Source organism: Dermacoccus sp. NHGro5 (assembly GCF_017565385.1).
Lineage (GTDB): Bacteria > Actinomycetota > Actinomycetes > Actinomycetales > Dermatophilaceae > Dermacoccus > Dermacoccus nishinomiyaensis.
In genome coordinates, this window is record NZ_JAGEKQ010000016.1 from 13,196 (window position 1) to 37,230 (window position 24,035).

The window sequence follows — 24,035 nt, forward strand, 5'->3', positions numbered from 1 at the left end:
GTAGGGTGAGGGCATGCCAGCTGATGCACCTGAGCTTCCTGCGTTCACGCCGCGCGAGGACGTCGACGCCTACTTCATCCCCCGCCTCGAGACCCCCGAAGGAGCCCCCGAGGGCGCGCGCCTGTTCGATCCGACGATCCACGTGCAGGGCGCCTGGAACGAGGGCGAGCAGCACCTCGCCGCGTCGGCAGGGCTCATGGTGCACTGCATCGAACAGCACGAGCCGCGCGACGACATGCAGCTTGCGAAGATCACCTTCGACGTCCTCGGCTTCATCCCGCTGCGTCCGACGCTCGTGTCGGTGCGCACGATCCGCCCCGGCCGCACGATCGAACTCGTCGAAGCGACGTTCAGCGTCGACGGACGAACCATCATCGTCGGGCGCGCGTGGCGTCTGTCGAAGCAGGATTCCTCACCGGTGGCGGGCGCCGACGTGCCTGCCATGCCGCCCCTCGAAGAATGCACCCCCTACAGCATGTCGAGCATGTGGCCGGGCGGCTTCATCCACTCCCTCGACGGTTACGAGGCCGAACCCTACGTGCCGGGCCGACACCGCGTCTGGCTGCGCACGCACCTGCCGATCGTCATGGGTGAAGAGGTCACCCCGACGACGCACTTCCTCTCCGTCATCGACGGCGCCAACGGCATCGCCGTCCGCGTCGATCCGCGCGAGTGGATGTACCCCAACGTCGATTTGACGGTGCACCTCTTCCGCCAACCCGACCCCACCGCAACGGGATTCGACACCACCGTCGCGATGGGCGAGAGCGGGCTCGGCGTCACGATGACGTCACTGCACGACATCCACGGCCCCGTCGGACGCATCGCGCAGAGCCTGACGGTCCGCAAGCTCTGACGCGCGATGTTGCCCGGGAATCGTCAGTGGGTGAACTGCACGCCCTGGGAGGCGTCGAGCGCGACGCCGACGCGGGCGCCGGGCTCGAGCGCGGCCGGTTCGACATCGCCGGGGTAGGCCACGGCAGCCAGCTCCAGCGTGGGCAGCGCATCGAGCCGGACGCTCACGCGCGTCACCTCGTCCGCCACCGCGCTGTGCACGACGCTCGCCGCCAGCGCGCGGGGGGCCCGGGCGTCACGCGCTTCGGCCGCTTCGCCCCACGCGGAACTACGCGCCGCCCCGGCATCATTCGTTGCCGCCTCGTCTCCCGAAGAGGAGCCGGACGCCGTTCCTGTCGCAACCACCCGTAGCGCACTCTGACGCAACTTCCAACGCCCCGGCGCGAGGCCCACCGCTGCCGCCTCGTCGGGGTCCAGGGTCGTCGTGAAGCCGAGGAAATCGGCGGTGTCTTCGTCGGACGGCGCGGCCCACACCTCAGGCGCGGCACCGTGCTGGACGATGCGTCCGTCGCGCATGACGGCGATGTCGTCGGCGACGGTGAGCGCCTCGCCGTGATCGTGCGTGACGAACAGTGCGGTCGCGTTCTCGGCGGTGAGGATGGCCCGCAGATCGGTCGACAACCGCTCGCGCAGGCCTCTGTCGAGGGCCGAGAGCGGCTCGTCGAGGAGCAACAACCGCGGTCGCACCGCGAGGGCCCGCGCGAGCGCCACACGCTGCTGTTGACCGCCGGAAAGCGTTGCGGGAGAACGCTTCTCGTAGCCAGGCAGCCCGACGAGGTCGAGCAGTTGCCCGACGCGTGCGGCCTGCTCGGCGCGCCCCACACCACGTCGCGCCAGCCCGTAGGCGACATTCGCGGCGACGTCGAGGTGCCCGAACAGTTGGCCGTCCTGGAACATCAGCGCGAAGTCGCGCTTGTGCGTCGGCACACGCGTCACGTCGTCGCCGTCGAAGCTGACGCGCCCCGCGTCGAGACGCTGCAAGCCTGCGACGGCGCGCAGCAGCGTCGACTTGCCGCAGCCGCTCGGGCCGAGGACGGCGAGCACGCGCCCGGCGTCGACGGTGACATCGACGTCGTCGAGCGCCGGTGACTCCTGGCCGGCGAACGTCACGCGGGCGCCGCTGACGACGAGCCCGCGCGCCGCCTCCGCGGCCCGCTCACCATCGGCCCGCTCGCCACCAGACGTCATCCCCTCGGACCGCGTCCCACCGGCTCGCAACCCGTCGGACCTCTCGCCACCAGACGGCATCCCGTTGGCCCGCTCTTCACCGACCGGCGTCCCACCAGCCCACGCCGGACCGGCGTCGCCTCGCCTGGGTCGTCCCACCATCAGCCCATCCTCCCTGCGGCGACGCCGCCGATCTTGTCGACGGCCACCATGACGAGGCCAGTCACGGCTGCGAGCACGACGGACGCTGCCATCGCGCCACCGAAGTTGGCGTCACCGGGGCGCCCGATCAGCTGGTAGATGACGACGGGCAACGTCGGCGAATCAGGTTGCGCGAGAAAGGCCGTCGCGCCGAACTCGCCGAGCGAAACCGCGAGCGCGAACCCGGCTGCCGCGACGAAGGGTCGCCACAGCACCGGCAGATCCGCCGTCATCCATGCCCGGACCGGCGAGGCCCCGAGCGCGGCGGCCGCCTCGCGCGGACGGGGGTCCAGCGAGCGCAGCACGGGCGTCAGCGTGCGCACGACGAGCGGCAGCGCGACCATTGCCTGCGCGATCGGAATGAGCGCTGACGACGAACGCAGGTCGAGAGGCGGCCGGTCGAGCGTGATGAGGAAACCGAAACCGACGGTCACGGCCGAGACGCCGAGCGGCAGCATGAACGCCGCGTCGAGCAGCCGGACGACACTCCGCCCCTTCGGGCTCGCCGCGCGCCACGACACGACGACGCAGACGCACACCCCCAGCACGAGCGCGAGCAACGCAGCGTCGATCGCGATGCGCCAGCTCTGCGAGAGCGCACCGACGACCCCGAGGTCACCCAATCCGCGATAGTGCTGCACCGTCCAGCCGCCATCGGAACGCAGCGAGCGCACGAGCAGCGTCACCAGCGGCGCCAGGATGAGCGCCCCGACAGCGGCGGTGAGCGTCAGGGCAGCCACGTCACCGCGACCAGGACGTCGCAGCGCCGTCTGCTGCGTCACGCCACGCCGCACCCGCTCGTCATGACGCCCGATGCGCGAGCGTTCGCTGACGACGAGCAGCGCCGCGACGAGGACGAACTGCGTCACCGACAGCACCGCCGCGGCTCGCAGGTCGAGGAATTCGACGGTGAGGGAGTAGATCTCCGTCTCGAGTGTCGAGTAGCGCAGGCCACCGAGCATGAGGACGATGCCGAACGCCGTCGAGCAGAACAGAAACACGACGCTCGCGGCGCTGACGACGGCGGGGCGCAGCTGCGGCCACGTCACCGTCCGGAAGACCTGCCGCGGTGATGCCCCGAGTGCCGCCGCCGACTCCGCCGTGCGCGGGTCGAGCGACGCCCACATCGGCCCGACGGTGCGCACGACGACGGACACGTTGAAGAACACCATCGCGAGCAGCACCGGCTGCCACGAGCCGTCCCAGCCCAACCAGGCAAGCGGGCCACCGTCGGCGAACAGCGACCGGAACGCGACGCCGACGACGACCGTCGGCATGACGAACGGCAGGACGACGAGCGCGCGCCACACCCCCGCCCCCGGCACGCGCAGCCGGTACAGGGCGTGCGCGACGGGCACACCGAGCAGCACCGAGCACGCCGTCGCGAGCGCCGCCATCCACACGGTGAACCACAGCACGCGCAGGATGCGCGGGCGCGTCAGGACGTCCGTGAATCCGCCCAGATCGACGTGCCGACCCGGCGCGAGCCCACGCACCGCCATCGCTGCGACGGGCCACGCGAAGAAGATCGCGAGGAACACGAGCGGGACGACGGCAAGCGCGGCCATGACGAACGGCGCGCGAGCGCCCCGGGCTCGTGCGCCGCGACGCAGACCATCACGGGTGCCGTTCATCGCTCGGGCGTCACTTGGACGTGACGTCCTTCCACTTCGTCAGCCATTCGGAACGGTTCTTGTCGATGTCGGCGGGCGACACCTCGATCGGCTTCGTCGGCTGCTTCGCGTTCGCCGCCCACGCCTTGGGCAGTTCGACGTTCGAGTCGACGGGGAAGACGTACATCGAGTCGGGCAGCGACTTCTGGAAGCTCGCACCGTTCATGAAGTCGATGAGCGCCTTCGCGCCGTCGGGGTTCTTCGCCCCCTTGAGCACACCGGCGTACTCGGTCGATCGGAAGCACGTGTCGAGCAGCGCCGACGTCGTCGACGTGCCCGCCTTGTCGACGGTGAACGCCGGCGAGCTGTCGTAGCTGACGACGATCGGACGCTTGCCCTTGCCGCTGCCGGTGAAGTCGACCTCGTACGCGTCGCTCCAGCCCGACGTCAGCTTGAGCCCGTTCGCCATGAGCTTCTTCCAGTACGCCTCCCAGCCGTCCTGGCCGTAGTGGCCGACGGTCGCGAGGAAGAACGCCATGCCCGGCGAGCTCGACGACGCGCCCGGCGCGACCATGAGGTTCTTGTACTCGGGCTTGACGAGGTCGTCGAACGACGCGGGCTTCGTCTTGTGGTTCTTCGTGAACCACGCGTCGTCGACGTTGACGCACACCGACGCGGTGTCGATCGGCGACAGCTGCCCCTTGCCCTGGCCGTCCGGCAGCTCGTACTTCGACGCCGACGCAGGCGCGCCCTTCGGGCTGTACGGCTCGAGGACGTCGTTCGTCGTGACACGCGAGGCGAACGTGTTGTCGATGCCGAACACGACGTCACCGAGCGGGTTGTTCTTGCTCAGCACGAGCTTGTTCGCGAGCTCACCGGCGTCACCGGACTTCACGACCTTGACGGTGTAGCCCGTCTGCTTCGTGAACTCGGCCATGACGTTCTTGTCGGGCGCCCACGACTCGTGCGTCACCAACGTGACCGTCTTCCACGCGCCCGAACCCGACGCACCCGAGCCGCCCGCCGAACTCGACTTCGACCCCGACGAGTTGTTGTCGACGCTGCACGCCGCCAGCGCACCCACGCACGCGAGCGCCAGCACGGCGCGGCCACTACGAGACATCATGTGAACGTTCCTCCTCACGGCCAGTGAGGGACGTCGTCGCCCGCACGTACGCGCGACGAGTGAGAACTCGACTTCCTCCGCCGGTGCTAACCGGGTCAGGTTCGAGGGTTTGGTGCCGGGTGCGGCACGATCTCAGCGCACACTGCGCTCCCCTGTCGTTCGAGCGTGAGATTAGCACCGACCACCGACGGACGACACGCTTCGGCCCGCTTCGCACTCCGGCATCCCCGCTGACGGCTCGTGCGCACCTCACGCCGACGCCGGATCCCTCGTGCACGAGCCGGCCGCCACGACGCCCACCCCCGTCAGACCGGGCTGATGACCATGCCGACTGGCGCAGCGACACATGCACGCGCGAGGATGGACCCAAGACATCAACGGCCCGAGGCTCGACGACGCCTCACGACGGCCGACGACACGTAAGGGGAAACACCATGGGCAACCTCGTGTGGAAGGTGCTGAGCATGGGCGCCGGCATCGTCGCGAGCAAGATCGCGACGACCACCGCCACCAAGACGTGGAAGATGACGACCGGCAAGAGCCCGCGCAGCGCGAAGGACCCGAACGCCAGCATCATCGAAGCCGCGATCTACGCCGCCATCTCCACCGGCGCACTCGCCGCCGCCAAGATGTACGCCGAACGCCGCGCCGCCGACTACTTCACCAAGTCCGCCGGCCACCCGCCGCAGGCCCTCGTCAAGCGCGCCGAAGAAGAGGCCAAGGAAGCCCAGAAGGGCAAGAGCCAGGCGCCCGTCGTCGTCATGAAGTAATTCCCCTTCGTCCGCTTTCCGGCGTGGGAGCAGCAGACTCGGGGGCGTCCATGTTGCGCATGGAGCTGTTCGCTTGGAGGGTCAGGTTCTGCCTGGCCCTCCTCGCGTGTCTCTGGCCGACGCATCACTGAGCGTCGCGAATTTCGTCCACACCGGCGAATTTCGCCCACATTCGCGATTCACGTCCACCTCGGCGGATCTCGTCCACATTCACGTCCCGGCCGAACATCACGCCGCGCTCCGGTGGCATGCTGACGCCATGAGCACGGCCACCGAGCGCAACTGCGCCTCGGCACGTCAGGGTGGACGTACGCCTCCTGGAAAGGCACCGTCTACCCCGCAGGCGTCGCCGACCGCGTGCGCCTCGAGTACTACGCGGCGAACCTCTTCGACACCGTCGAACTCAACGCCGGCTACTACCGCTGGCCGGCACTCACGAGCTTCGAGAGCTGGCACCGCCGCCTGCCCGACGGCTTCCGCATGACCGTCAAGGCCCCCAAGGGCCTCACCCACGTCGGCCACCTCACCGCCCTCGACGAATGGCTACCGCACATCACCCCCGCCCTCGACGCGCTCGGCGACCGCCTCGGGCTGTTCCTCGTCCAACTCCCCCCGGCTCTGCAACGCGACGATGCGCTGCTCGACGCCTTCCTCACTGCGATGCCGAGCCGCTTCGACATCGCCGTCTGATTCCGCCACGACAGTTGGCTCGACGACGAGGTCTTCGCGCTGCTCAAACTCCACGACGCGGCCTACGTCGTCATGGACGGGCCCACCCCGAAGACGCACACCGCCGACGTCCGCGTCACCTCCTCGAACGTCTGCATCCGCTTCCACGGCCCGAAGGGCGCCAAGCTCTATGGCGGCAGCTACTCGGACGACGCCCTTCTTGCATGGGCAATCGGCATCGACGGCCGGCTCACCGAGAGACGCACCGTCTGGGCGTACTTCAACAACGACATCGACGGCGCCGCCGTCGCCAACGCGCAGACCCTGGGCCGCCTCGTCCGCGAGCGCACGTGAGCCGTCTGCCGTAACGTCGTCCCCATGACCACGGCACAGGGCACGAACCCGACGAACGACGAGGGCGCAGAGGGCGAGATCGTCCCCGTGGCGTTCAGCGAATACCGCGAGCACGAACCCGAGACCCCGGGCGTGCACGACGAATCCGTCACCGACGATGCGGAGCTGCGCCCCGACTACGCGGCCGTCATCGAGCGCATCGAGACGCTCGGGCCCGACGAGGTGTCGCGCCGCCTCGAAGCGGCCGGCAAGGGCCTGACCGAGCTCGGCGTGACGATCAACTCCGAGGACGGCAACCGCCCGTACCCGATCGACATCGTGCCGCGCATCATCTCGGCCGAGCGCTGGGCCGAGCTCAGCGCCGGCGCCGAGCAGCGCGTCCGTGCGCTCGAACTCTTCCTGCGCGACGTCTACGGCCCCGGCGAGATCATCAAGGCGGGCCGCGTCGACGCCGACATGCTGCGTCGCTCGCCCGGCTGGTCCGAGGACGGCCAGCGGGTGCCCGCTGACTTCGTCCGCGCCGGCATCTGCGGCCTCGACCTCGTCTCGCCCGCGTCCGGCGAGTGGATGGTGCTCGAGGACAACCTGCGCATGCCCGGCGGGCTCGGCATGACGCACATCAACCGTGAGGTGCTCGAGAACCACTTCGCCGAGATCCTGCCGCCCGCGGAGACGCTCGAGCACCCGACCCGGACGTACGGGCTGCTGCACGATTCGCTCATCGCGAGCGCAAGACTCCTCGACGGTGGCGTTGCCGAGGCCGAGATCGGCCTGTGCATGGTCTCCCCCGGCCCGACGGACACGACCTGGTACGAGCAGAACCTCGTGAGCGGCCAGGTCGGCGCCGCCATCGTGACGGCAGACGCCCTCGTCGTCGACGACGGCAAGCTGTGGCGCCTCGACGGCGGCGAACGTCACCGCGTGCACCTGCTCAACCCGCGCATGGGTGAGACCGAGCTGTTCGAAGCGAAGGGCGCGGACGGTCGTCCGCTCGGCGACGCGCTGCGTGACGTGCTCGCGGCGGGCGCGGTCGCCATCGTCAATGCGCCCGGCAACGGCCTCGCCGACGACAAGGCGACGTACGCGCTCGTGCCCGACATCATCGATTTCTACCTCGGCGAGAAGCCGCTGCTCGCGCAGGTGCCGACGCTGCTGTGTGCCCGCGAGGACCACCGCGAGGAGGTGCTCGATCGCCTCGACGAACTCGTCGTCAAGCCGATCGACGGCTACGGCGGCAGCGGCATCACTGTCGGCCCGGAGTGCTCGGCCGACGAGCTGGAGACGCGCCGTCGGGAGATCCGTGAGACGCCGGAGCGCTTCGTCGCGCAGGACATCGTGCCGTTGTCGACCCTGCCGACGCTCGTCGACGGCTCGTTCGTGCCGAGCCACGTCGACCTGCGCGCGTTCGTGCTGCAGCGCCCGGACGGGCAGGACGCCTCGCGCACCGTCGCCGTCACGACACCGGGAGCGATGACGCGCGTCGCCCCAGCGGGCACGATGATCGTCAACGTCTCGGCCGGCGGCGGCGCGAAGGACACCTGGATCCAGCGCTGACGCCCGCATCGCGGCCCGGTGCGACACTCGAAGCGCCCTGACGCGATCGTCGACGGGCCGCGCCACCGTGCGCAGAGTTACGCCCGGTCGCGCAGCCCCACGCCTCTGCGTGCAAGTGCACCCAGGTGCACTTGCACGCAAAGGAGACGGGGCGCGGCGCCATGGGTGAGACTGAAGACATGACGCGCGACGCCAGCCAGCAGCCGACCGAGTTCATCCGCACGATGGCGGACGGCACGACGAAGCAGGTCAACCCGCTGAGCGGTACGAAGGTGTGGACGGTGCCCGGCCGCGGCGACCGTCCCCTCGGGCTCGTCCCGCCTGATGTCAAAGACCTCGTGGCGCAGGACTTCACGTCGTCCTGCGCGTTCTGCTCCGAGCGCTACCTCGAGACGCCACCGGAGAAGGTGCGCTCGGTCCTCGCCGCAGGTTCCGCCGAGGGGTCGCGCTTCGTCCGACTGCGTGGTCTGACGCCGGCCGAGGTGACGTCGCAGGTCGCCGAGTTCCGCCGCATCCCGAACCTGTTCGAGATCATGTCGGTCGACTACTGGCAGGCCAACCACGGCTACACGTTCGACGACGCGATCGAGGCCCGCCGCCGCGCCTACGAGGCTGCTGACGGAGGGCGCGAACACCTGCTGCGCCTCGCGCGGGTGCGTCTCGGCAAGCGCGCCGAGGCCGCCACGGACGCCGAACTCCTCGACGCTGCAGGCGATTTCTTCGCGAGCACCCATGACGTCATCGTCGGCCGCCGCCACTACGTCGACGGCGCGACGCGCAGCGACCAGCTCGCCTCGTCAGGCGCCCTGACGCCGACCGAGCACCGCGAATACCTCGACCTGACGATCGACGCGATGGCCGAGCTGTACGCGACGAACCCGCACGTGCGCTACGTCGCGGCCTTCCAGAACTGGCTCAAGCCGGCGGGCGCGTCGTTCGACCACCTGCACAAGCAGATCGTCGGCATCGACGAGTTCGGCACCTCGACCGACCTCGACATCGATGCGGCGCGTCGCGATCCGCGCGTGTTCGAGGAACTCATCGCCTACGCGCGCAGCCACGATCTCGTCGTCGCGGAGAACGCTCACGCGATCGCCTTCGCCGGGTTCGGCCACCGCTACCCGAGCATCGAGATCTGGTCGACGTCCGGCACGTGCGAGCCATGGCTCATGACCGACGACGAACGTCACGCAATGGCCGACCTCGTCCACGCCATGCATGCCGCGACCGGAGCCGATGTGCCGTGCAACGAGGAGTGGCACCACCGTCCGCCGTCCATGAGCGACGTCGAGATCCCCTGGCACGTCGTGCTCAAGTGGCGCATCGCCAACCTCGCCGGGTTCGAGGGCAGCACGAAGATCTACCTCAACACCATCAGCCCCGCGGGCGTCCGCGACCGCGTCGTTCCCGCGCTCCGCCGGTTGCAGGAGGAGGGCCGCCTCGCCCCCGGCATCCGCCTCTGATGGCTGCGCGCGTCACCGTCGGGTCGCGAAGAACTCCTTGAGGACCGCCGAACACTCGTCCTCACGGATGCCGCCGACCACCTCGATGCGGTGGGTCGAGCGTGAGTCGCGTACGACGTCCCACAACCCGCCGCAGGCGCCGGCCTTGCGATCCCACGCCCCGAGGACGATGCGCGCCAGCCGCGCCTGAACGGCTGCCCCCGCGCACATGAGGCACGGTTCGAGCGTGACGACGAGGGTGCAGCCGTCGAGGCGCCAGCCCCCTCGCGACGCTGCAGCGCGCCGCATCGCGACGATCTCCGCATGACCCGTCGGGTCGCCGTCGACCTCACGCAGGTTCGCGCCGACGCCGATCACCTCGCCGTCAGCATCGACGACGAGCGCTCCGACCGGCACGTCTCCCGCCGCGCCCACCTCACGCGCCAGTTCGAGCGCGCGCCCCATCCACGCGTCGTACGTGAGCTCGATCGCTGGTGCCACGGGAAGATCCACGGGTTAAGTTTGTCCCATGCGCGTCATCGTTGCCGACCACCCGCTCATCTCGCACAAGCTCACGACGCTGCGTGACAAGCGAACCGACTCCCCGACGTTCCGTCGCCTCGTCGACGAACTCGTCACGCTCCTCGCGTACGAGGCGACGCGTGACGTCCGCGTCGAGGAGGTCGACGTCGAGACGCCGGTGACGACGGCGCGCGGCATCAAGCTCGCGACGCCGCGTCCGCTGCTCGTGCCGATCCTCCGCGCCGGCCTGGGCATGCTCGACGGCATGATGCGGCTCCTGCCGACGGCCGAGGTCGGCTTCCTCGGTCTCGTGCGCAACGAGGAGACGCTCGAGGCGACGACGTACGCGAACCGTCTGCCCGACGACCTGTCGGGCCGTCAGGTCTACGTCGTCGACCCGATGCTCGCGACGGGCGGCACCCTCGCCGCGACGATCGACTACCTCGTCGAGCGCGGCGCCGACGACATCACGGCCGTCGTGCTCATCGCCGCGCCGGAAGGCCTGGCGAAGCTCGAGGAATTGACGTCGCACATCGAGGTGCCCATAACCCTCGTCACCGGTGCGATGGACGAGAAGCTCAACGAGAACGGCTACATCGTGCCCGGCCTCGGCGACGCCGGCGACCGTCTCTACGGCATCGCGACGCACGACGCGTGAGCGCCTGAGCCGCATTCTCGATGGGGGCCGAAATCCTGCAGTGCAGGGTTTCGGCCCCATCACGCTCATTCGGGGCTGAAACACTGCATGGCAACGTTTCAGCCCTCAGCCCCGTGCACCCAGGTCGATGGCGTCGCCCCAGCCAGCGTCACGAGCCTGCTTGTAGGCCGGGCCGGCCTTCTTCGTCACGACGGCGCGTCGCACCTGGCCGGCGAGGCCTGAGGCGTCGAGCGCCTCGCACACCTGCAGCTCGACGAACCCCTTGTTCTTCTTCGGATGCCGGATGATGCGCGCGTCGCGCTCGCTGGGGCGCTGCGTCAGATCGACGCCGTCGCGCAACGGCACACCCTGCGCCACGTGCGCGGGCTCACGCACCATCGCGACGTACGAGAACTTCTCGTCCTCGTGTGACAGCTCGCCACCCTTGACCTGCCGGTGCACCGACGAACGGTTGACGCGCGCCGCGAAGTGGCACCAATCCGGTTCCGTCTTGGCGAGCAACGGGCACGCCCCCTGATGCGGACATGGCGCCGCGACCGACCACGACTGCTCGAGCAGTTGATCGCGGGCTCGCAGGATGCGCGCGTAGCCGTCCGGCGTGCCGGGTTCGACGATGACGACGGCGCGCGTCGCCGCTGACGTCGCCTCGGCGACGATGCGATCGGCCTGCTGAGCCGACAACTCGCTCAACACATAGGAGACCGTCGCGAGATCGGCGCCGCCACCGGATGGCGCACCGACCGTCACGTTCCACGAGCCGACGCGGCCCTCCTGCCACACGGTGCGCTCGAGGGCGGGCACCCCACTGGCGCGCGCGAGCCGCTGCCCCAGGTCGAGCGCCGCCGGCACCTGGTCGAGGACGCTGATGTCGCGCAGCGTCTCGAAGACGTCCGCCGCCGCCCAGGCCGCGGCGCCGGTGCCGCCGCCGAGGTCGACCATCGACGTCACCGAATCAGCGTCGAACACACCGGAATCGGCGAGGGCGCGCAGCGCCGAACGCACCGCACCGAACGTCGCGGGCATGCGGTAGTGGGCGTACGCGAGCACGTCGACGGGGCGCGCGAGAATGGGCTCGTCAGCCGCCGCGACGGCCCGATACCGGGTCGACAGGCGCGTGACAGCGTCACTCAACTGCTTGATCGCCGTACCGGAGGCTTCTCGTTCGAGCGCATCGCGCAGACTCATCGCCAGATCCACGCCGTCAGCGTACGCACCACCAGCCATAGCGGCGCGCGCGTTCCACGGCGGGCCCGACGGCGCGCACCCGACGGCGAGCGCCCGACGGCGAGCGCCGCGAAAACGGTTCGGCGAGCCTGCGCCGCAGCATGGGCGAACCCTGCAAGGATGCGAGAGTTGCCCGTGCCTTCCCCCGCGTGCTCCACCCACCAGAAAGAGACGACGCCATGGACAAGATCAACTTCAAGTCGATCCTGAAGTTCTTGTTGTTCGCGTTCATCATCTACGCCGTCTTCTCGAGCCCCGCGAAGTCGGCCGACGTCGTGCGCGCCGTCGGCGACGTGCTGCGCAACGCCGTCACCAACCTGCGCGAATTCTTCGACGCGCTGCTCGGCAAGAACTGAACCCATGGGCCCACTGCGCCCACATCAGGCGAGCGACCGCGTCGCCGGTTATCTCGCGCGCGGTGAGGACGTCGTCCTCGAGATGAAGCAGCACTGGGCGCGCGTGCTGCCCGCCATCACCTCGTGCGTCGTCGGGTTCGTCCTCGTCATCGTCGCGGGCATCTGCGCGCCCGCCTGGATGGGCCCGCTGACGAACGCCGCGTGGTGGATCTGGCTCGTCCTCGCCGCGCACCTCGCCTGGCGCGTCGTCGAATGGTGGGACCAGACGTTCGTCATCACGAACAAGCGCCTCATCCTGGTGCACGGGTTGTTCGTCAAGAAGGTGGCGATGATGCCGCTGTCGAAGGTGACGGACATGTCGTACAACCGCTCGCCCGCCGCGCGGCTGCTCGGCTACGGCACGTTCAAGATCGAGTCGGCGGGTCAGGAGCAGGCGCTCAACGTCATCGACTACGTGCGCAACCCCGACGAGAAATACCGCGACATCTGCGGGCTCATCTTCGGTTTCGAGGACGAGGACGACCCGCGCCCGAGCGGGCACGCGGACGCGCGGCACGCCGACGACGAGGGCTACGACGACGAATGGCGTGACCCGTGGGTCGAGGACGACTGGCGCGACGAGTTGCAGCATGACGAGTCGTGGGATGGCGACGGCTGGTCCGACGACGAACAACGCCGCGAGACGCCGCGGCGCGAATCGCAGCGTCATGAGTCGCAGCGTCACGGCCCGTCAGGCGACGACACCCGCCCCCTCGCGGTCCGTCAGCCCCGAGCTCGCTACGGCAGCGGGCAACGTCGAGCCGCCGAGGACGACACCGATCCTCACGGATTTGTCACGGTTGACCAACCAAACCCCCACAGTGACACCGATCGCACGTACCGTCAGCGGCATGACAGGGACGAGACGTCGCCCGCGCAGGGTGACGAATCGGCCTGGTGGGTGAGCCGTGAACACGCGACCTCACCTCAACCCGTCCGCCGGCGAGGTCGCGACCACGATGTGGACGATGGCTCCACATGGCGAGACGGAACGTAATCTCACACGGTTCCAACCATCCGGTGAAAGGGCGCTCACATGAGCCTTTTGCGCACCAAGTCGATCGAAGCGTCGATCGCAGACTCGGAAGCTTCCGAGTTCCAGCTGAAGAAGAACCTGTCAGCGCTCGACCTGACGGTCTTCGGCATCGGCGTCATCATCGGCGCCGGCATCTTCACGGTGACGGGGCGAGCCGCGCACACGATGGCGGGCCCCGCCATCGTCATCTCGTTCCTCATCGGCGCCTTCTGCTGCGGTCTCGCGGCCCTGTGCTACGCCGAGCTGTCGTCGGCGGTGCCCGTCTCGGGCTCGGCCTACACGTTCTCCTACGCGACGATGGGCGAACTCATCGCCTGGATCGTGGGCTGGGATCTGCTTCTCGAGCTCATCCTCGCCGCGGGCGTCGTCGCCCAGGGTTGGAGCGCGTACTTCAACATCCTGTTCGGTGAGTGGGGGTTGAAGCTGCCCGACAATCTGCAGGGCGGCACCGGCTGGTTCACCCACTTCGACATCGCCGCCTTCGGCCTCGTCGCCGTGCTCACCTGCGTCATCGCGACGGGCATCAAGGAGTCGATGCGCGTCAACCTGACGCTCGTCGCCGTCAAGCTGTTCATCGTGCTGTTCATCATCGTGATGGGCATCCAGTACATCAACACGTCGAACTACACCCCGTTCGTGCCGCCGGCTCAGCACCTCGAGAGCACGTCCGACACGCTCAAGCGCCCCCTGTGGGAGCTCATAACGGGCATGGAACCGCAGGCGTTCGGCGTCATGGGCGTCATCTCCGGCGCAGCCCTCGTGTTCTTCGCCTACATCGGCTTCGACGTCGTCGCGACCACCGCCGAGGAGACGCGCAACCCGAAGCGCGACCTGCCGATCGGCATCATCGGCTCGCTCGCGATCTGCACGATCCTCTACGTCTCCGTCTGCCTCGTCATCACCGGCATGGTGAGCTACGACAAGATCGACCCCAAGGGCGCACTCGCCGCGGCCTTCCGCGATCACGGACATCCCGGGTACGCGCAGATCATCGCAGCCGGCGCCGTCGCGGGTCTCGCCACGGTCGTCATGACGCTGATGATCGGCGCCACCCGCGTCATGTACGCGATGTCGCGCGACGGCCTGCTGCCGATGGGCATGGCACGCACGAACCCCAAGACGGGCACGCCGGTCCCGATGACGCTCGTCATGGGCTTCATCATCGCGGTCGCAGCGGCGACCATCCCGATCGGTGAGTTCGAGGAGATGGTCAACATCGGCACCCTGTCGGCGTTCTTCCTCGTCAGCCTGGCCGTGCCCGTGCTGCGCAAGAAGCGCCCCGACCTCGAGCGCCCGTTCAAGGTGCCGGGCAGCCCCGTCCTCCCGTGGGTCGCCGCCGCTGTGTGCCTCTACCTCATGCTCAACCTGCCCGTCGAGACGTGGCTGCGTTTCGTGGTGTGGCTCCTCATCGGCTTCGCGATCTACTTCTTCTACGGCCGCGGCCACTCGCGCGTCGGTCGCAACCCGCAGCTGCAGGGCGGCGTCGGTGACGGCGTCTACGCCACCGACCTCGACACGTCGGTCGGTGACGGCGCCGAGGCGCTGCGCAAGAACGAGCGACGCTACTGAGCACACTCGCCTCGTTTCATCTCGAAGCCCCTCGCCCGCATCGTCGGGTCGAGGGGCTTCGACGTGCTCCGTCGCCTCTTGTCGCAGCTCACCCGCGCCCGCGATCGAGCGGAATCGGTGGGATCGAGCGTCGGGGCACTCGATCCCGCCGATTTCGCTCGATCACGTCGGCGAGCACCCATGCACCCGGTCGCCCCACCCGAGGGCCCTAGAATGATCGACGCCCACCCGCCGACCCGCGTTCTTCGAGGTTTCTCATGGCTGTTCGCCCCATCACCATCGTCGGCCACAAGGCCCTGCACGCACCCACGAAGCGGGTCAAGGAGATCACCGACGACACGCGCGCCCTCGTCGAGGACATGTTCGAGACGATGGAGGCGGCGAACGGCGTCGGCCTCGCAGCCAACCAGGTCGGCGTCAAGCAGCGCATCTTCGTCTTCGACTGTCCCGACGACGAACTCGGCGATAACCGCCGCGGCGTCGTCATCAACCCGAAGCTCGAGAAGGGTCGCGTGCCTGCCGGCGAGGCCGACGAGGAGAACGACAACGAGGGTTGCCTGTCAGTGCCCGGCGAGCACTTCCCGACGGCGCGGGCCGACTGGGCGAAGGTGACGGGCACCGACCTCGACGGGAACGAGATCGTCATCGAGGGGCACGGCTTCTTCGCCCGCATGCTGCAGCACGAGACCGACCACCTCGACGGCTACCTCTACCTCGACCGCCTCACGCCGACGATGCGCCTCGAGTCGCGCGAGGCGGTCAAGGACCGCGGCTGGCAGTACGACGGCATCACCAAGTGGGACCCGACCGAACTCAAGGCCGAGGACGTCTGAGCCGACAGCGGCATCCGAGCATCGTCGCGGAGCGTTGCCGCCCGATATAGCCTGACGTCATGAAGGCTGAAGCTGTCGCGAAACCGCACGCCTACCACGGTGAGGGCGTCATCTGGGCCGACGATTGGGGCGGCGGCCACCCGGCGCTGCGCTACGTCGACATGCTGGCCGGGGACGTCCTCGAGCTCCAGCCGGGCGGTGATGTCACCCGATTCCACGTCGGGGACGTCGCGGCAGCGCTGCGTCCGCGCGCAGGTGGAGGCGCGATCGTCGCGACGGAGCGTGGTTTCGCACTGACGCGTTCGGTCGACTTCGCCGATCTGGAGCACACCGCCGATCTGTGGCCGTCGACGCACGAGCCGCGCACCCGGTTCAACGACGGTGGATGCGCCCCCGACGGGTCGTTCTACATGGGGTCGATGGCCTACGACCAGAGCGAGGGCGCGGCATCGATGTGGCGGCTGGCGCCGGACCGGTCGACGAGCCATGTCTTCGGTGACGTCACCATCTCGAACGGCCTGTGCTGGTCGCCCGACGGCACGCTCGCCTACTACAACGACACGCCGACCCGCATCATCTGGGTGTTCGACTGGAGCGCCGAGACCGGCCTGACGAACCGTCGGCCCTTCGTCCGGCTCGAGGACGGCATCGGCCACCCCGACGGGCTGACGGTCGACGCCGAAGGCGGAGTGTGGACGGCGCTGTTCGGCGGCTCCGCCGTGCGTCGCTACGACGCTGACGGCTCGCTCAGCGAGATCGTCGAGGTGGGGCCGAGCCTGGTGACGTGCCCGGCCTTCGGCGGCGACGACCTCGACCAGCTGTTCATCACGACCTCGCGAGAGAACCTGCCGGACGACGCGGAGCCCGACGCCGGCGCCCTCTTCGTCTGTACGCCGGGTATCCGCGGTCAACGCACCCTCCCCTTCACCGGCTGACCGCACCAGTCCGTCCCCATGTACGATTCTTGACCCTTCCGCGAACCGCGTCCACATCGGCGATCTACGTCCCCATTCAACGGACGTTGCCACCAGGGCGACCCGTGTCACGACGACTCGCGCCGACGCGTGCGAATGTGACGCTGATTCGCAGATGTGGACGCCGTTCGCGCGTGTGAACGTGGATCGCGGATGGGGACGCGATTCGCCGATGTGGATGAAAATCGCAGGTCATGACAGGCGGGGCTGGCGGAGGAGCACAGGCCGGTTCACAAGGGGCGGCCGAGCCGATTAGCGTTCCCCCGAGGATGCGTGTAGAGTTCTATCTCGTTGCAGCGGCCGCTGAGGCCGGGCAGCAAGCACCCGTAGCTCAACGGATAGAGCATCTGACTACGGATCAGAAGGTTTGGGGTTCGAATCCCTACGGGTGCACTCTGTGTTGAGACAGAGGAAAGAACCCCCGGCTCGCCGGGGGTTTTTGCTATGTCCGGGCCTTGCTCTCCGCGCGGCCCGACAACCTTCGCCGAAGTGGGGTCCGATGCCGCTCACCACCCTGCTGGTCCTCGGTCTCGTCGTCGGCGTCGGCGCCTTCGTGCAACGCATCGCCGGGTTCGGCCTCGCCGTCGTCGCAGCGCCGTTCGTCGTCATGGTCGCTCCGCAAGTCATGCCGGCGGCACTGCTATTCGTTGTCCTGCCACTGCCCGTGCTGGAGATGGCTCGGGCCCACCGTGACATCCGGTGGCGGCCGTTCGGGTGGGCGATGGCAGGCCGCCTCGCGACGATGCCACTCGGCGTCTGGCTCGCGGCCAACGCGTCGCACACCGTCACGTCACTCCTCGTGGCCGGCATGGTGCTCGTCGCCGTCGCCGGATCGCTCACGCGCTGGCGCGTACGCCCGTCGTCGGGCATCGCCCTCGGCGCCGGAGCCTTGACGGGCATCTCGGCGACGACGGCGTCGATCGGCGGCCCGTTCTTCGGCCTCGCCCTGCAGGAACTCACACCGCAGCAGGCACGCTCGACACTCGCGCCGTTCTTCCTCTTCGGCTCACTGAGTTCACTGCTCGGCCTCGCGATCGGCGGCCAGATCAGCGCTGACGGTCTGCGTGCCGGGCTCGCGTGGCTGCCGTTCATGGCCGTGGGCGCTCTCACGGCGCAGCCGTTGCGGCACTCGATCGACGCGGTGCGCTTCCGCCACAGCATCCTCGCGCTCGCGACGGTCAGCGCCCTCGCCGTCGTCGTCCGCGTCGCGCTCACCTGAACGCGTCCCTCTCGACGCGAGCGCCACGCCGTCCGCGTCCCGCGCGTCGTCATCGAGCCCGCGACGCTGGGCGCGACGTCCCCGTCACGAACGCTTTGTCGCATAGGTGCACCTTGCTGGCGCAACGCCCTTCGTCAGCGTGAGATTGAGGGCAAACAGCCCCCGATTCCGGGGCCGTCTCACGGAGGTAGCCATGGACATCACCGAGATCATCCTGCAGCAGCACACCGCTCAGCGACGCGCGTTCGCCGTGCTCGAGGAGTGGCCGCGCGACGACACCGACGGTCTGGCCGCGCTGTGGAGCCAGCTGCGCATCTTCCTCGAGCTGCACGCTGAGGCCGAGGAGCTGTACTTCTACCCCGAGCTCGTCAAGATCGGCACCGGCGGCGCAGACGCCGAGAGCAACGACGAGCAGGTCGAGGACGCGATCCACGACCACAACCTGCTGCGTGACGCCATCAAGCGCGCGGACGCCGCCACGACCGGGTCGAAAGACTGGTGGGAGGCCGTCGTCCAGGCCAACATCGCGAACTCCGACCACATGGCCGAGGAAGAGCGTCAGGACCTGGCCGACTTCCGTCAGCAGGCGAGCCTCGAACTGCGTCATCAGGTCGGCATCAACTTCCTGCGCCACCTCGCGGCGTCGTGGTCGAAGCCGCTGACGATCGAGGACAAGAACCCCGAGCGCTTCATCGCCGACGCCGAGAAGGCCGGCCCGAGCGGCGCCGTCCGCGCCGCAGCCGCTCAGGCGAAGGAGCAGACGTCGACGCGCGTCAGCGCCCACCCCGAGCCGTCGCTCAAGGCCGACGCCCCGGAAGGCGACGACGACTGAGCTCCCCTGATTGAACGCGACGCGCCATCGCTGGGTCCTTCCCAGCGGTGGCGCGTTGCTACGTCTGTGCGGCTGGACGCACGTCGAAGATCGGCCCTGAGCGGCGGTCGGTCGGCGCCGGGCGCGGGTGGTGCGCCCCCGGCGCGCTCGGGTGCGCCTCAGTCGGTCGCGATTCCGACGCTCCGTCCGACGGTGCTGCGCTCGGCCCCGTCCAGCACGATTCAGCGCACGACGACGCGCGCGTTGCCGTCACGCCGCGTCCAGCCTCGCGCGTCGAGATGCTCGAGCAGGGGGATGACGACGCGGCGCGTCGTGCCGAGCGCCTGGCGCGCCTCGCTCGTCGTGAACGGTTGCGGCAGTCTTGCGAGCTCGCGCATCGCTCGCGCGGGCGCGTCGGGCAGCAGGACGATGTCGGCGGGCTCGGCCTTGAGTCGCAGGATCGCTCCGCGCTGTGCAGCCGCGGCGAGCTGCCGGTTGCCGAGGCCGAGCGCCACGAGGTCATCGGCTTCGGGGGCATCGAACGGGTTGGCGCGCAGCCGTTCTCGAAGTTGCTCCAGGGCCGCTTCATCGGCACCGAACGATGAGCCGTGGCGTGAGCCGACGACCCGCCCGTCGCGGATCACGAGACCCGCATCAGCGTTCGTCACGCCGCATGACTCGACGAGGGCGGGCAGCAGACGTCGGGGCACGCCGAGGCGCGTCTCGATGGCGCCTGACGGCAACCCGGGGCTCAAGGGGTCGGCGGCGTCAGCGGTGACCGCCTCGATGATCGCCGCGCGCCAGGCCGTCGCCTGTTTCTCGTGCACGACGAATCCCTCGACACGCCCCAGGCCCTCCCCCGGCAGGGGCAGCCCCTCGCGCAGCACCTCAGGCCGGCGGGCCCCGACGGCGGTGACCCACTCGTCGCGCACCCAGCCGCGATCGGCGACGAGTGGTTCGAGCTGCGCGACCGCGTGGCCGGCTAGGACACGTGCGCGCTCCCGACCGGCGCCGCGCCTCGTCAATGCCGCCGGGTCGAGGTCGAGCACCGTTGCCCCGCAATGGATCCGCCCCGCTGACGCATCGCGCACGATGATGCGATCCCCCAGCCGCAACGGCAGCGGATCGCTCAGCGTCAACCGCGCGTGACGCTCGTCGAACGGTCGCACCCGCGCCTCGACGGACGCTGTGCCGATGTGGACGCTGACCTCCGCCGACGCATCCTGCCACTCATGCCCGCCCTCGCTGCGCACGTCGAGGACGTTCACCCACGACGCCGACCCCGGCGTCAGCAGGGGCGTGCCGCGCGGCACGTCGTCGGTGTGCAGACCTCGCAGAGCGACCGCGACGCGCGAGACCGGCGCGACCTCGTCATGACGCTGCCCGAGCACCTGCAACGAACGCACGACCGCTCGTTCGTCACCCACCTCCAACTCGTCCCCGAGACGCAGCGTGCCCGCCGCGAGCGTGCCGGTGACCACGGTGCCGGTGCCCTTGACGGAGAACGAACGATCGACCCACAACCGCACAGGGGAAACCGTGTCCACGGGTGGCATCTGCGCGACGAGATCGTCGAGGGCGCACCGCAGTTCGTCGATGCCACGGCCGCTGACGGCGTCGGTCTCGACGACGTCGACAACTTCGAGTGACGTCGCGGCGATGTGGCCGAGCGCTGTCTCACGCACCTCGGCGACGCGCTCGGGCGTCGCCAGGCCACAGCGCGTGATGACGAGCAGGCCGTGCCTGAGACCGAGTGCGTCGATCGCGTCGAGGTGCTCGCGCGATTGCGCCTGCCACCCCTGATCCGCGGCGACGACGAGCATGACGGCCGGCGCCGGCCCGAGGCCCGCGAGCATGTTGCCGATGAAGCGACGGTGGCCGGGCACGTCGACGAATGCGAGCTTCTCGCCCGACGGCAGGTCGAGCCCCGCGAACCCGAGATCGATCGTCAGGCCACGCTTCTTCTCCTCCTCGAGCCGATCCGGGTCGGTGCCCGTGAGAGCCCGCACGAGGGTGCTCTTGCCGTGGTCGACGTGACCGGCCGTCGCGACGACGCGCATCAGCACTCACTCCCCGCGAGCCGCACCGCGCCGCCGCTGCGCTCGGCGACGTAGCCCCTGGCGGGGAGGAGCGGTGTCGTCGCCGACGGGGCCGTGGCATCACGCCGCGCGTTCATCGTCATGCGCGTCCTCCGTCGTCAGCTGGGGTGCCGGGTTCGTTGCCTACAGCGACGGCCCGGATCGCGGCGGCGACGTCGGCGTCCGAGGACGCAGGGACGCACCGCAGGTCGACGAGGCAGCGTCCAAGCGCGGTGCGGGCCAGGACGCACGGGCGTCCGAGGCGTAGCGCCTCCGCGAAGGGCTCCGGCAGGGCGACGGCGAGGCTCGGCAGCTCGAAACCAGGCGCGCCTCCCCCACCGACGCGTCCGATGACGTCGACGACCTCGGCGCCCGGAACGACGTCAGCGATGGCCGCCGCGAGGTGTGTCGTGCGCTGACGGAGCGAGTCGCGCGTCTCGTGCAGGGCGCGGGTAACGGGGGGTTCGGGGCCGCGCAGGGTGGCTTCGAGAGCGGCGAGCGTCAGCTTGTCGACGCGCATCGCGCGGGCCATCGGGTGGCGGCGGACGCGTTCCACGGCGTCGGCGTCGCCGAGAACGAGCCCCGCTTGCGGCCCGCCGAGTAGCTTGTCGCCGCTCGCGGTGACGACCGTCGCGCCGTCGCGCAGCCAGCTCGTCGCGTCGGGCTCGTCGGGCAGCACCCGTTCGGGGGCGAGCAGGCCGCTGCCGACGTCCGCGATGACGGGGACGCCGAGCGCCGCGAGATCGCGCACGCCTGGCACCCCGGCGAACCCTTCGACGCGATAGTTGCTCGTGTGGATCTTGAGCACGGCGCCCACCCGGCGGCCGTGACGTTCGGCGTCGACGATGGCGTTCTCGTAGTCGCGCAGATGCGTGCGATTCGTCATGCCTACCTCGACGAGCCGGGCCCCGGCCGACTGCAGCAACTCGGGCAGACGGAAGCCGTCGCCGATCTCGATGAGTTCGCCGCGGCTGACGAGGACGTCCGTGTCCCCGGCGATCGCGAGGCAGGCGAGCAGCAGTGCCGCCGCGCCGTTGTTGACGACCAGTGCGCCGCCCGCGTCCGGCACCCGCTCCTGGAGCGCGTCGAGCGTTGCGCGGCCGCGCTTGGCGCGCGTGGCAGTGACGGGGTCGAACTCGACGTCGACGTACCCCGCAGCGCGACCGAGCGCCTCGACCGCGGCGTCGCTGAGAGGCGCGCGCCCGATGTTGGTGTGCACGACGACGCCCGTTGCGTTGAGGATCGCTCGCAGGGTGGTGGCCGACTCGGGCAGGCGCAATGCGATGGCCACGTCGATGCCGTCGGGGCTGATGGTGCCCGCGCGGACGTCGGCCTGGGCAGAGACGATGGCGCGCTTCACAGCGTCGCGTCCGAGCGCGCCTACCTCGTCGGCGAAGCGTGCGAGGAGCTCGTCGGTGCGCGGGATGCGTCGACGTGGGTCGTCGCTCGTGGCCATCGTTCCTCCAGGTCGAGTGCTGATGCGCCCCAACCTATCGGGCAGGTCTGACAATCCTGCGCAGCAACGGTTTTCACGCCCTTCGCCGCTCCGGCGCACTCATGGCTCGAGTGACCCTCCGTGGCACGTCGCTCCGAGCCGCGGCGGCGAGCCCACGCGGCCGGAAGACGGGCCAATGACGACACATGCGAGAAGCCCCGCCAGCTCGCGGGGCCCTGAGACTTGCGGAGGCGGACAGGAATCGAACCTGCCAAACCGAGATGCTCGGTTTCACCGGTTTTGAAGACCGGGGGGCCCACCAGGAACCCGGACGCCTCCCTTGGTGCGTGTCAATCATAGGGGCGCTGGGGTCGTGGGTGCGCCGGGGCGACGGGCGGGCGGGGTCCGCGCGGCGTACCCGTCGGTGTCGTTGTCAGGGGTACGGCGTAGGGTCGGGTGCATGGAGTCGATACGTCTGACGCAGTACGCCCATGGTGGCGGGTGCGCGTGCAAGATCCCGCCCGGCGAGCTCGAGGAGGCGGTGAAGCACCTCGTGGGGCAGCCAAATCCGAGTGTCATCGTCGGCCTCGACGACGGTGACGACGCAGCCGCCGTCCGCGTCGGCGAGCAGGCAGTGCTCTCGACGGCTGACTTCTTCACCCCTGTCGTCGACGACGCGTACGACTTCGGTCGCATCGCGGCCGCGAACGCGCTCAGCGACATCTACGCGATGGGCGGCACCCCCGTCGTCGCCATCAACCTCGTGGGCTGGCCGCGCGACGTGCTCGGACTCGACATCATGGCCGAGGTGCTCCGAGGCGGCGCCGACGTCGGTGCGCAGGCGAACTGCCCCGTCATCGGCGGCCATTCGATCGACGATCCGGAGCCCAAGTTCGGCATGGCCGTCACCGGCATCGCCGACCCGGGCAAGCTCATGCGCAACGACGCCGCCGAGGCGGGCCTGCCCATCTCCCTGACGAAGCCGCTCGGCGTCGGTGTGCTCAACAACAAGCACAAGTCGACGGGCGAGGTTTTCCCGCAGGCCATCGAGGTGATGACGACGCTCAACCGCGACGCGTCGATCGCCGCCGTCGCGGCGGGTGTCAAGGCGGCGACAGACGTCACCGGTTTCGGTCTGCTCGGCCACCTGTGGAAGATGTGCCGCGCCTCGGGCGTTCGCGCCGAGATCGACTCCGCTGCCGTGCCGTACATCGAAGGCGCCCGCGACGCCGCAGCCGAGGGTTACGTCTCCGGCGGCACGCGTCGCAACCTCGACTGGGTGCGTGAGCACATCACCGCAGCCGACGGGATCGGCGAAGACGAACTGCTGCTGCTCGCGGACGCTCAGACGTCCGGCGGCCTCCTCGTCATCGGCGAGGTGCCCGGCGCGCCCGTGATCGGCCGCACCCTCCCCCTCGACGGCGGCGCCCCCGGCATCAGCGTGCGCTGACTCGAACAGCACAGCTGCACGAGAAATGCGCATCTGCACGGGTATCAGCAGTCACGATCCCGGTGCAGATGCGCATTTCT

20 protein-coding genes, 2 tRNA genes, 1 pseudogene and 1 riboswitch are annotated in these 24,035 nt (G+C 69.5%); of the genes and pseudogenes, 15 read left to right on the forward strand and 8 right to left on the reverse strand.

Features of this window, described 5'->3' with window-relative positions; translation table 11 throughout:
* Positions 1 to 13: 13 nt before the first annotated feature.
* Positions 14 to 856: a thioesterase family protein gene (locus tag J4Z35_RS08090; protein WP_208065489.1), complete on the forward strand. Its 843-nt coding sequence runs from the start codon at positions 14 to 16 to the stop codon at positions 854 to 856.
* A 23-nt stretch (positions 857 to 879) separates the two neighbouring features.
* Here the strand turns inward: J4Z35_RS08090 and J4Z35_RS08095 are convergent, their stop codons facing one another.
* The 3 genes from J4Z35_RS08095 to J4Z35_RS08105 all read right to left on the reverse strand — a co-directional run bounded on the left by J4Z35_RS08095 (position 880) and on the right by J4Z35_RS08105 (position 4,962).
* Positions 880 to 2,043: an ABC transporter ATP-binding protein gene (locus tag J4Z35_RS08095; RefSeq protein WP_208065490.1), complete on the reverse strand. Its 1,164-nt coding sequence runs from the start codon at positions 2,041 to 2,043 to the stop codon at positions 880 to 882.
* 140 nt (positions 2,044 to 2,183) lie between these two features.
* Positions 2,184 to 3,857 carry an iron ABC transporter permease gene (locus J4Z35_RS08100; RefSeq protein ID WP_006945742.1) on the reverse strand — a complete coding sequence of 558 codons (1,674 nt, stop codon included), beginning with the start codon at positions 3,855 to 3,857 and terminating at the stop codon, positions 2,184 to 2,186.
* A gap of 10 nt (positions 3,858 to 3,867) precedes the next feature.
* Positions 3,868 to 4,962 carry a thiamine ABC transporter substrate-binding protein gene (locus J4Z35_RS08105; RefSeq protein WP_208065491.1) on the reverse strand — a complete coding sequence of 365 codons (1,095 nt, stop codon included), beginning with the start codon at positions 4,960 to 4,962 and terminating at the stop codon, positions 3,868 to 3,870.
* Between the two features lie 55 nt (positions 4,963 to 5,017).
* Positions 5,018 to 5,126: riboswitch (TPP riboswitch) on the reverse strand.
* A 270-nt stretch (positions 5,127 to 5,396) separates the two neighbouring features.
* On the opposite strand from J4Z35_RS08105, the gene J4Z35_RS08110 reads away from it, so the two are divergent.
* The 4 genes and pseudogenes from J4Z35_RS08110 (at position 5,397) to J4Z35_RS08125 (ending at position 9,772) form a co-directional block, all read left to right on the forward strand.
* A complete protein-coding gene (locus J4Z35_RS08110) occupies positions 5,397 to 5,732 on the forward strand; it encodes a DUF4235 domain-containing protein (protein WP_006945679.1) in 336 nt (111 codons plus the stop codon).
* Between the two features lie 282 nt (positions 5,733 to 6,014).
* Positions 6,015 to 6,755 (forward strand): annotated as a pseudogene (locus J4Z35_RS08115) (DUF72 domain-containing protein).
* A gap of 24 nt (positions 6,756 to 6,779) precedes the next feature.
* On the forward strand, positions 6,780 to 8,309 hold the full coding sequence (locus J4Z35_RS08120) for a circularly permuted type 2 ATP-grasp protein (protein ID WP_208065492.1): 1,530 nt from the start codon (positions 6,780 to 6,782) through the stop codon (positions 8,307 to 8,309).
* 179 nt (positions 8,310 to 8,488) lie between these two features.
* Positions 8,489 to 9,772, forward strand: a complete 1,284-nt coding sequence (locus J4Z35_RS08125; protein WP_243754959.1) for a DUF4921 family protein — start codon at positions 8,489 to 8,491, stop codon at positions 9,770 to 9,772.
* Positions 9,773 to 9,784: 12 nt separating this feature from the next.
* Here J4Z35_RS08125 and J4Z35_RS08130 read toward each other — a convergent pair whose 3' ends face one another.
* Complete coding sequence (locus tag J4Z35_RS08130) at positions 9,785 to 10,216, reverse strand: nucleoside deaminase (protein WP_038570237.1); 432 nt, start codon at positions 10,214 to 10,216, stop codon at positions 9,785 to 9,787.
* A 64-nt stretch (positions 10,217 to 10,280) separates the two neighbouring features.
* Between J4Z35_RS08130 and upp the strand changes: the two genes are divergently transcribed.
* On the forward strand, positions 10,281 to 10,931 hold the full coding sequence (gene upp / locus J4Z35_RS08135; RefSeq protein WP_006945708.1) for a uracil phosphoribosyltransferase: 651 nt from the start codon (positions 10,281 to 10,283) through the stop codon (positions 10,929 to 10,931).
* A 105-nt stretch (positions 10,932 to 11,036) separates the two neighbouring features.
* Here the strand turns inward: upp and J4Z35_RS08140 are convergent, their stop codons facing one another.
* The gene (locus J4Z35_RS08140; protein ID WP_347813542.1) at positions 11,037 to 12,128 is read right to left on the reverse strand and encodes a small ribosomal subunit Rsm22 family protein; all 1,092 of its coding nucleotides are present in this window, start codon (positions 12,126 to 12,128) and stop codon (positions 11,037 to 11,039) included.
* Positions 12,129 to 12,334: 206 nt separating this feature from the next.
* Between J4Z35_RS08140 and J4Z35_RS08145 the strand changes: the two genes are divergently transcribed.
* The 8 genes from J4Z35_RS08145 (at position 12,335) to J4Z35_RS08180 (ending at position 19,013) form a co-directional block, all read left to right on the forward strand.
* Positions 12,335 to 12,511: a hypothetical protein gene (locus tag J4Z35_RS08145; RefSeq protein WP_006945715.1), complete on the forward strand. Its 177-nt coding sequence runs from the start codon at positions 12,335 to 12,337 to the stop codon at positions 12,509 to 12,511.
* Positions 12,512 to 12,515: 4 nt separating this feature from the next.
* Positions 12,516 to 13,547, forward strand: a complete 1,032-nt coding sequence (locus J4Z35_RS08150; RefSeq protein ID WP_208065494.1) for a PH domain-containing protein — start codon at positions 12,516 to 12,518, stop codon at positions 13,545 to 13,547.
* 39 nt (positions 13,548 to 13,586) lie between these two features.
* Positions 13,587 to 15,155, forward strand: coding sequence for an amino acid permease (locus J4Z35_RS08155; RefSeq protein ID WP_208065495.1), 1,569 nt, complete (start codon positions 13,587 to 13,589; stop codon positions 15,153 to 15,155).
* Positions 15,156 to 15,412: 257 nt separating this feature from the next.
* Entirely contained in the window at positions 15,413 to 15,988 is a 576-nt protein-coding gene (gene def, locus J4Z35_RS08160) for a peptide deformylase (protein WP_006945693.1), read from the forward strand.
* Between the two features lie 59 nt (positions 15,989 to 16,047).
* Positions 16,048 to 16,923, forward strand: a complete 876-nt coding sequence (locus tag J4Z35_RS08165) for an SMP-30/gluconolactonase/LRE family protein (protein WP_006945667.1) — start codon at positions 16,048 to 16,050, stop codon at positions 16,921 to 16,923.
* Positions 16,924 to 17,282: 359 nt separating this feature from the next.
* Positions 17,283 to 17,355: transfer RNA gene (locus J4Z35_RS08170), tRNA-Arg, on the forward strand.
* A gap of 106 nt (positions 17,356 to 17,461) precedes the next feature.
* Positions 17,462 to 18,181, forward strand: coding sequence for a sulfite exporter TauE/SafE family protein (locus tag J4Z35_RS08175; RefSeq protein ID WP_144707850.1), 720 nt, complete (start codon positions 17,462 to 17,464; stop codon positions 18,179 to 18,181).
* Positions 18,182 to 18,374: 193 nt separating this feature from the next.
* Positions 18,375 to 19,013, forward strand: a complete 639-nt coding sequence (locus J4Z35_RS08180) for a hemerythrin domain-containing protein (RefSeq protein ID WP_144707849.1) — start codon at positions 18,375 to 18,377, stop codon at positions 19,011 to 19,013.
* 221 nt (positions 19,014 to 19,234) lie between these two features.
* Here J4Z35_RS08180 and selB read toward each other — a convergent pair whose 3' ends face one another.
* From selB to J4Z35_RS08195, 3 genes are all read right to left on the reverse strand, one after another.
* Complete coding sequence (gene selB, locus J4Z35_RS08185) at positions 19,235 to 21,052, reverse strand: selenocysteine-specific translation elongation factor (protein WP_144707848.1); 1,818 nt, start codon at positions 21,050 to 21,052, stop codon at positions 19,235 to 19,237.
* A gap of 118 nt (positions 21,053 to 21,170) precedes the next feature.
* Positions 21,171 to 22,526, reverse strand: a complete 1,356-nt coding sequence (gene selA, locus J4Z35_RS08190; RefSeq protein ID WP_144707847.1) for an L-seryl-tRNA(Sec) selenium transferase — start codon at positions 22,524 to 22,526, stop codon at positions 21,171 to 21,173.
* Positions 22,527 to 22,751: 225 nt separating this feature from the next.
* Positions 22,752 to 22,844: transfer RNA gene (locus J4Z35_RS08195), tRNA-Sec, on the reverse strand.
* A 121-nt stretch (positions 22,845 to 22,965) separates the two neighbouring features.
* On the opposite strand from J4Z35_RS08195, the gene selD reads away from it, so the two are divergent.
* Positions 22,966 to 23,955, forward strand: a complete 990-nt coding sequence (selD, locus tag J4Z35_RS08200; RefSeq protein WP_006945665.1) for a selenide, water dikinase SelD — start codon at positions 22,966 to 22,968, stop codon at positions 23,953 to 23,955.
* Positions 23,956 to 24,035: the final 80 nt, after the last annotated feature.

Bases quoted from the DNA above. Each gene is read 5' to 3' on its own strand.
- J4Z35_RS08155 (WP_208065495.1), top strand. From the start codon at position 13,587: ATGAGCCTTTTGCGCACCAAGTCGATCGAAGCGTCGATCGCAGACTCG.
- J4Z35_RS08165 (WP_006945667.1), top strand. From the start codon at position 16,048: ATGAAGGCTGAAGCTGTCGCGAAACCGCACGCCTACCACGGTGAGGGC.
- J4Z35_RS08110 (WP_006945679.1), top strand. From the start codon at position 5,397: ATGGGCAACCTCGTGTGGAAGGTGCTGAGCATGGGCGCCGGCATCGTC.
- J4Z35_RS08150 (WP_208065494.1), top strand. From the start codon at position 12,516: ATGGGCCCACTGCGCCCACATCAGGCGAGCGACCGCGTCGCCGGTTAT.
- J4Z35_RS08175 (WP_144707850.1), top strand. From the start codon at position 17,462: ATGCCGCTCACCACCCTGCTGGTCCTCGGTCTCGTCGTCGGCGTCGGC.
- J4Z35_RS08100 (WP_006945742.1), bottom strand. From the start codon at position 3,857: ATGAACGGCACCCGTGATGGTCTGCGTCGCGGCGCACGAGCCCGGGGC.
- upp (WP_006945708.1), top strand. From the start codon at position 10,281: ATGCGCGTCATCGTTGCCGACCACCCGCTCATCTCGCACAAGCTCACG.
- J4Z35_RS08120 (WP_208065492.1), top strand. From the start codon at position 6,780: ATGACCACGGCACAGGGCACGAACCCGACGAACGACGAGGGCGCAGAG.
- J4Z35_RS08105 (WP_208065491.1), bottom strand. From the start codon at position 4,962: ATGATGTCTCGTAGTGGCCGCGCCGTGCTGGCGCTCGCGTGCGTGGGT.
- J4Z35_RS08095 (WP_208065490.1), bottom strand. From the start codon at position 2,043: ATGACGTCTGGTGGCGAGCGGGCCGATGGTGAGCGGGCCGCGGAGGCG.
- J4Z35_RS08145 (WP_006945715.1), top strand. From the start codon at position 12,335: ATGGACAAGATCAACTTCAAGTCGATCCTGAAGTTCTTGTTGTTCGCG.
- def (WP_006945693.1), top strand. From the start codon at position 15,413: ATGGCTGTTCGCCCCATCACCATCGTCGGCCACAAGGCCCTGCACGCA.
- J4Z35_RS08125 (WP_243754959.1), top strand. From the start codon at position 8,489: ATGACGCGCGACGCCAGCCAGCAGCCGACCGAGTTCATCCGCACGATG.
- J4Z35_RS08130 (WP_038570237.1), bottom strand. From the start codon at position 10,216: ATGGGGCGCGCGCTCGAACTGGCGCGTGAGGTGGGCGCGGCGGGAGAC.
- J4Z35_RS08180 (WP_144707849.1), top strand. From the start codon at position 18,375: ATGGACATCACCGAGATCATCCTGCAGCAGCACACCGCTCAGCGACGC.
- selD (WP_006945665.1), top strand. From the start codon at position 22,966: ATGGAGTCGATACGTCTGACGCAGTACGCCCATGGTGGCGGGTGCGCG.
- selA (WP_144707847.1), bottom strand. From the start codon at position 22,526: ATGGCCACGAGCGACGACCCACGTCGACGCATCCCGCGCACCGACGAG.
- J4Z35_RS08090 (WP_208065489.1), top strand. From the start codon at position 14: ATGCCAGCTGATGCACCTGAGCTTCCTGCGTTCACGCCGCGCGAGGAC.
- selB (WP_144707848.1), bottom strand. From the start codon at position 21,052: ATGCGCGTCGTCGCGACGGCCGGTCACGTCGACCACGGCAAGAGCACC.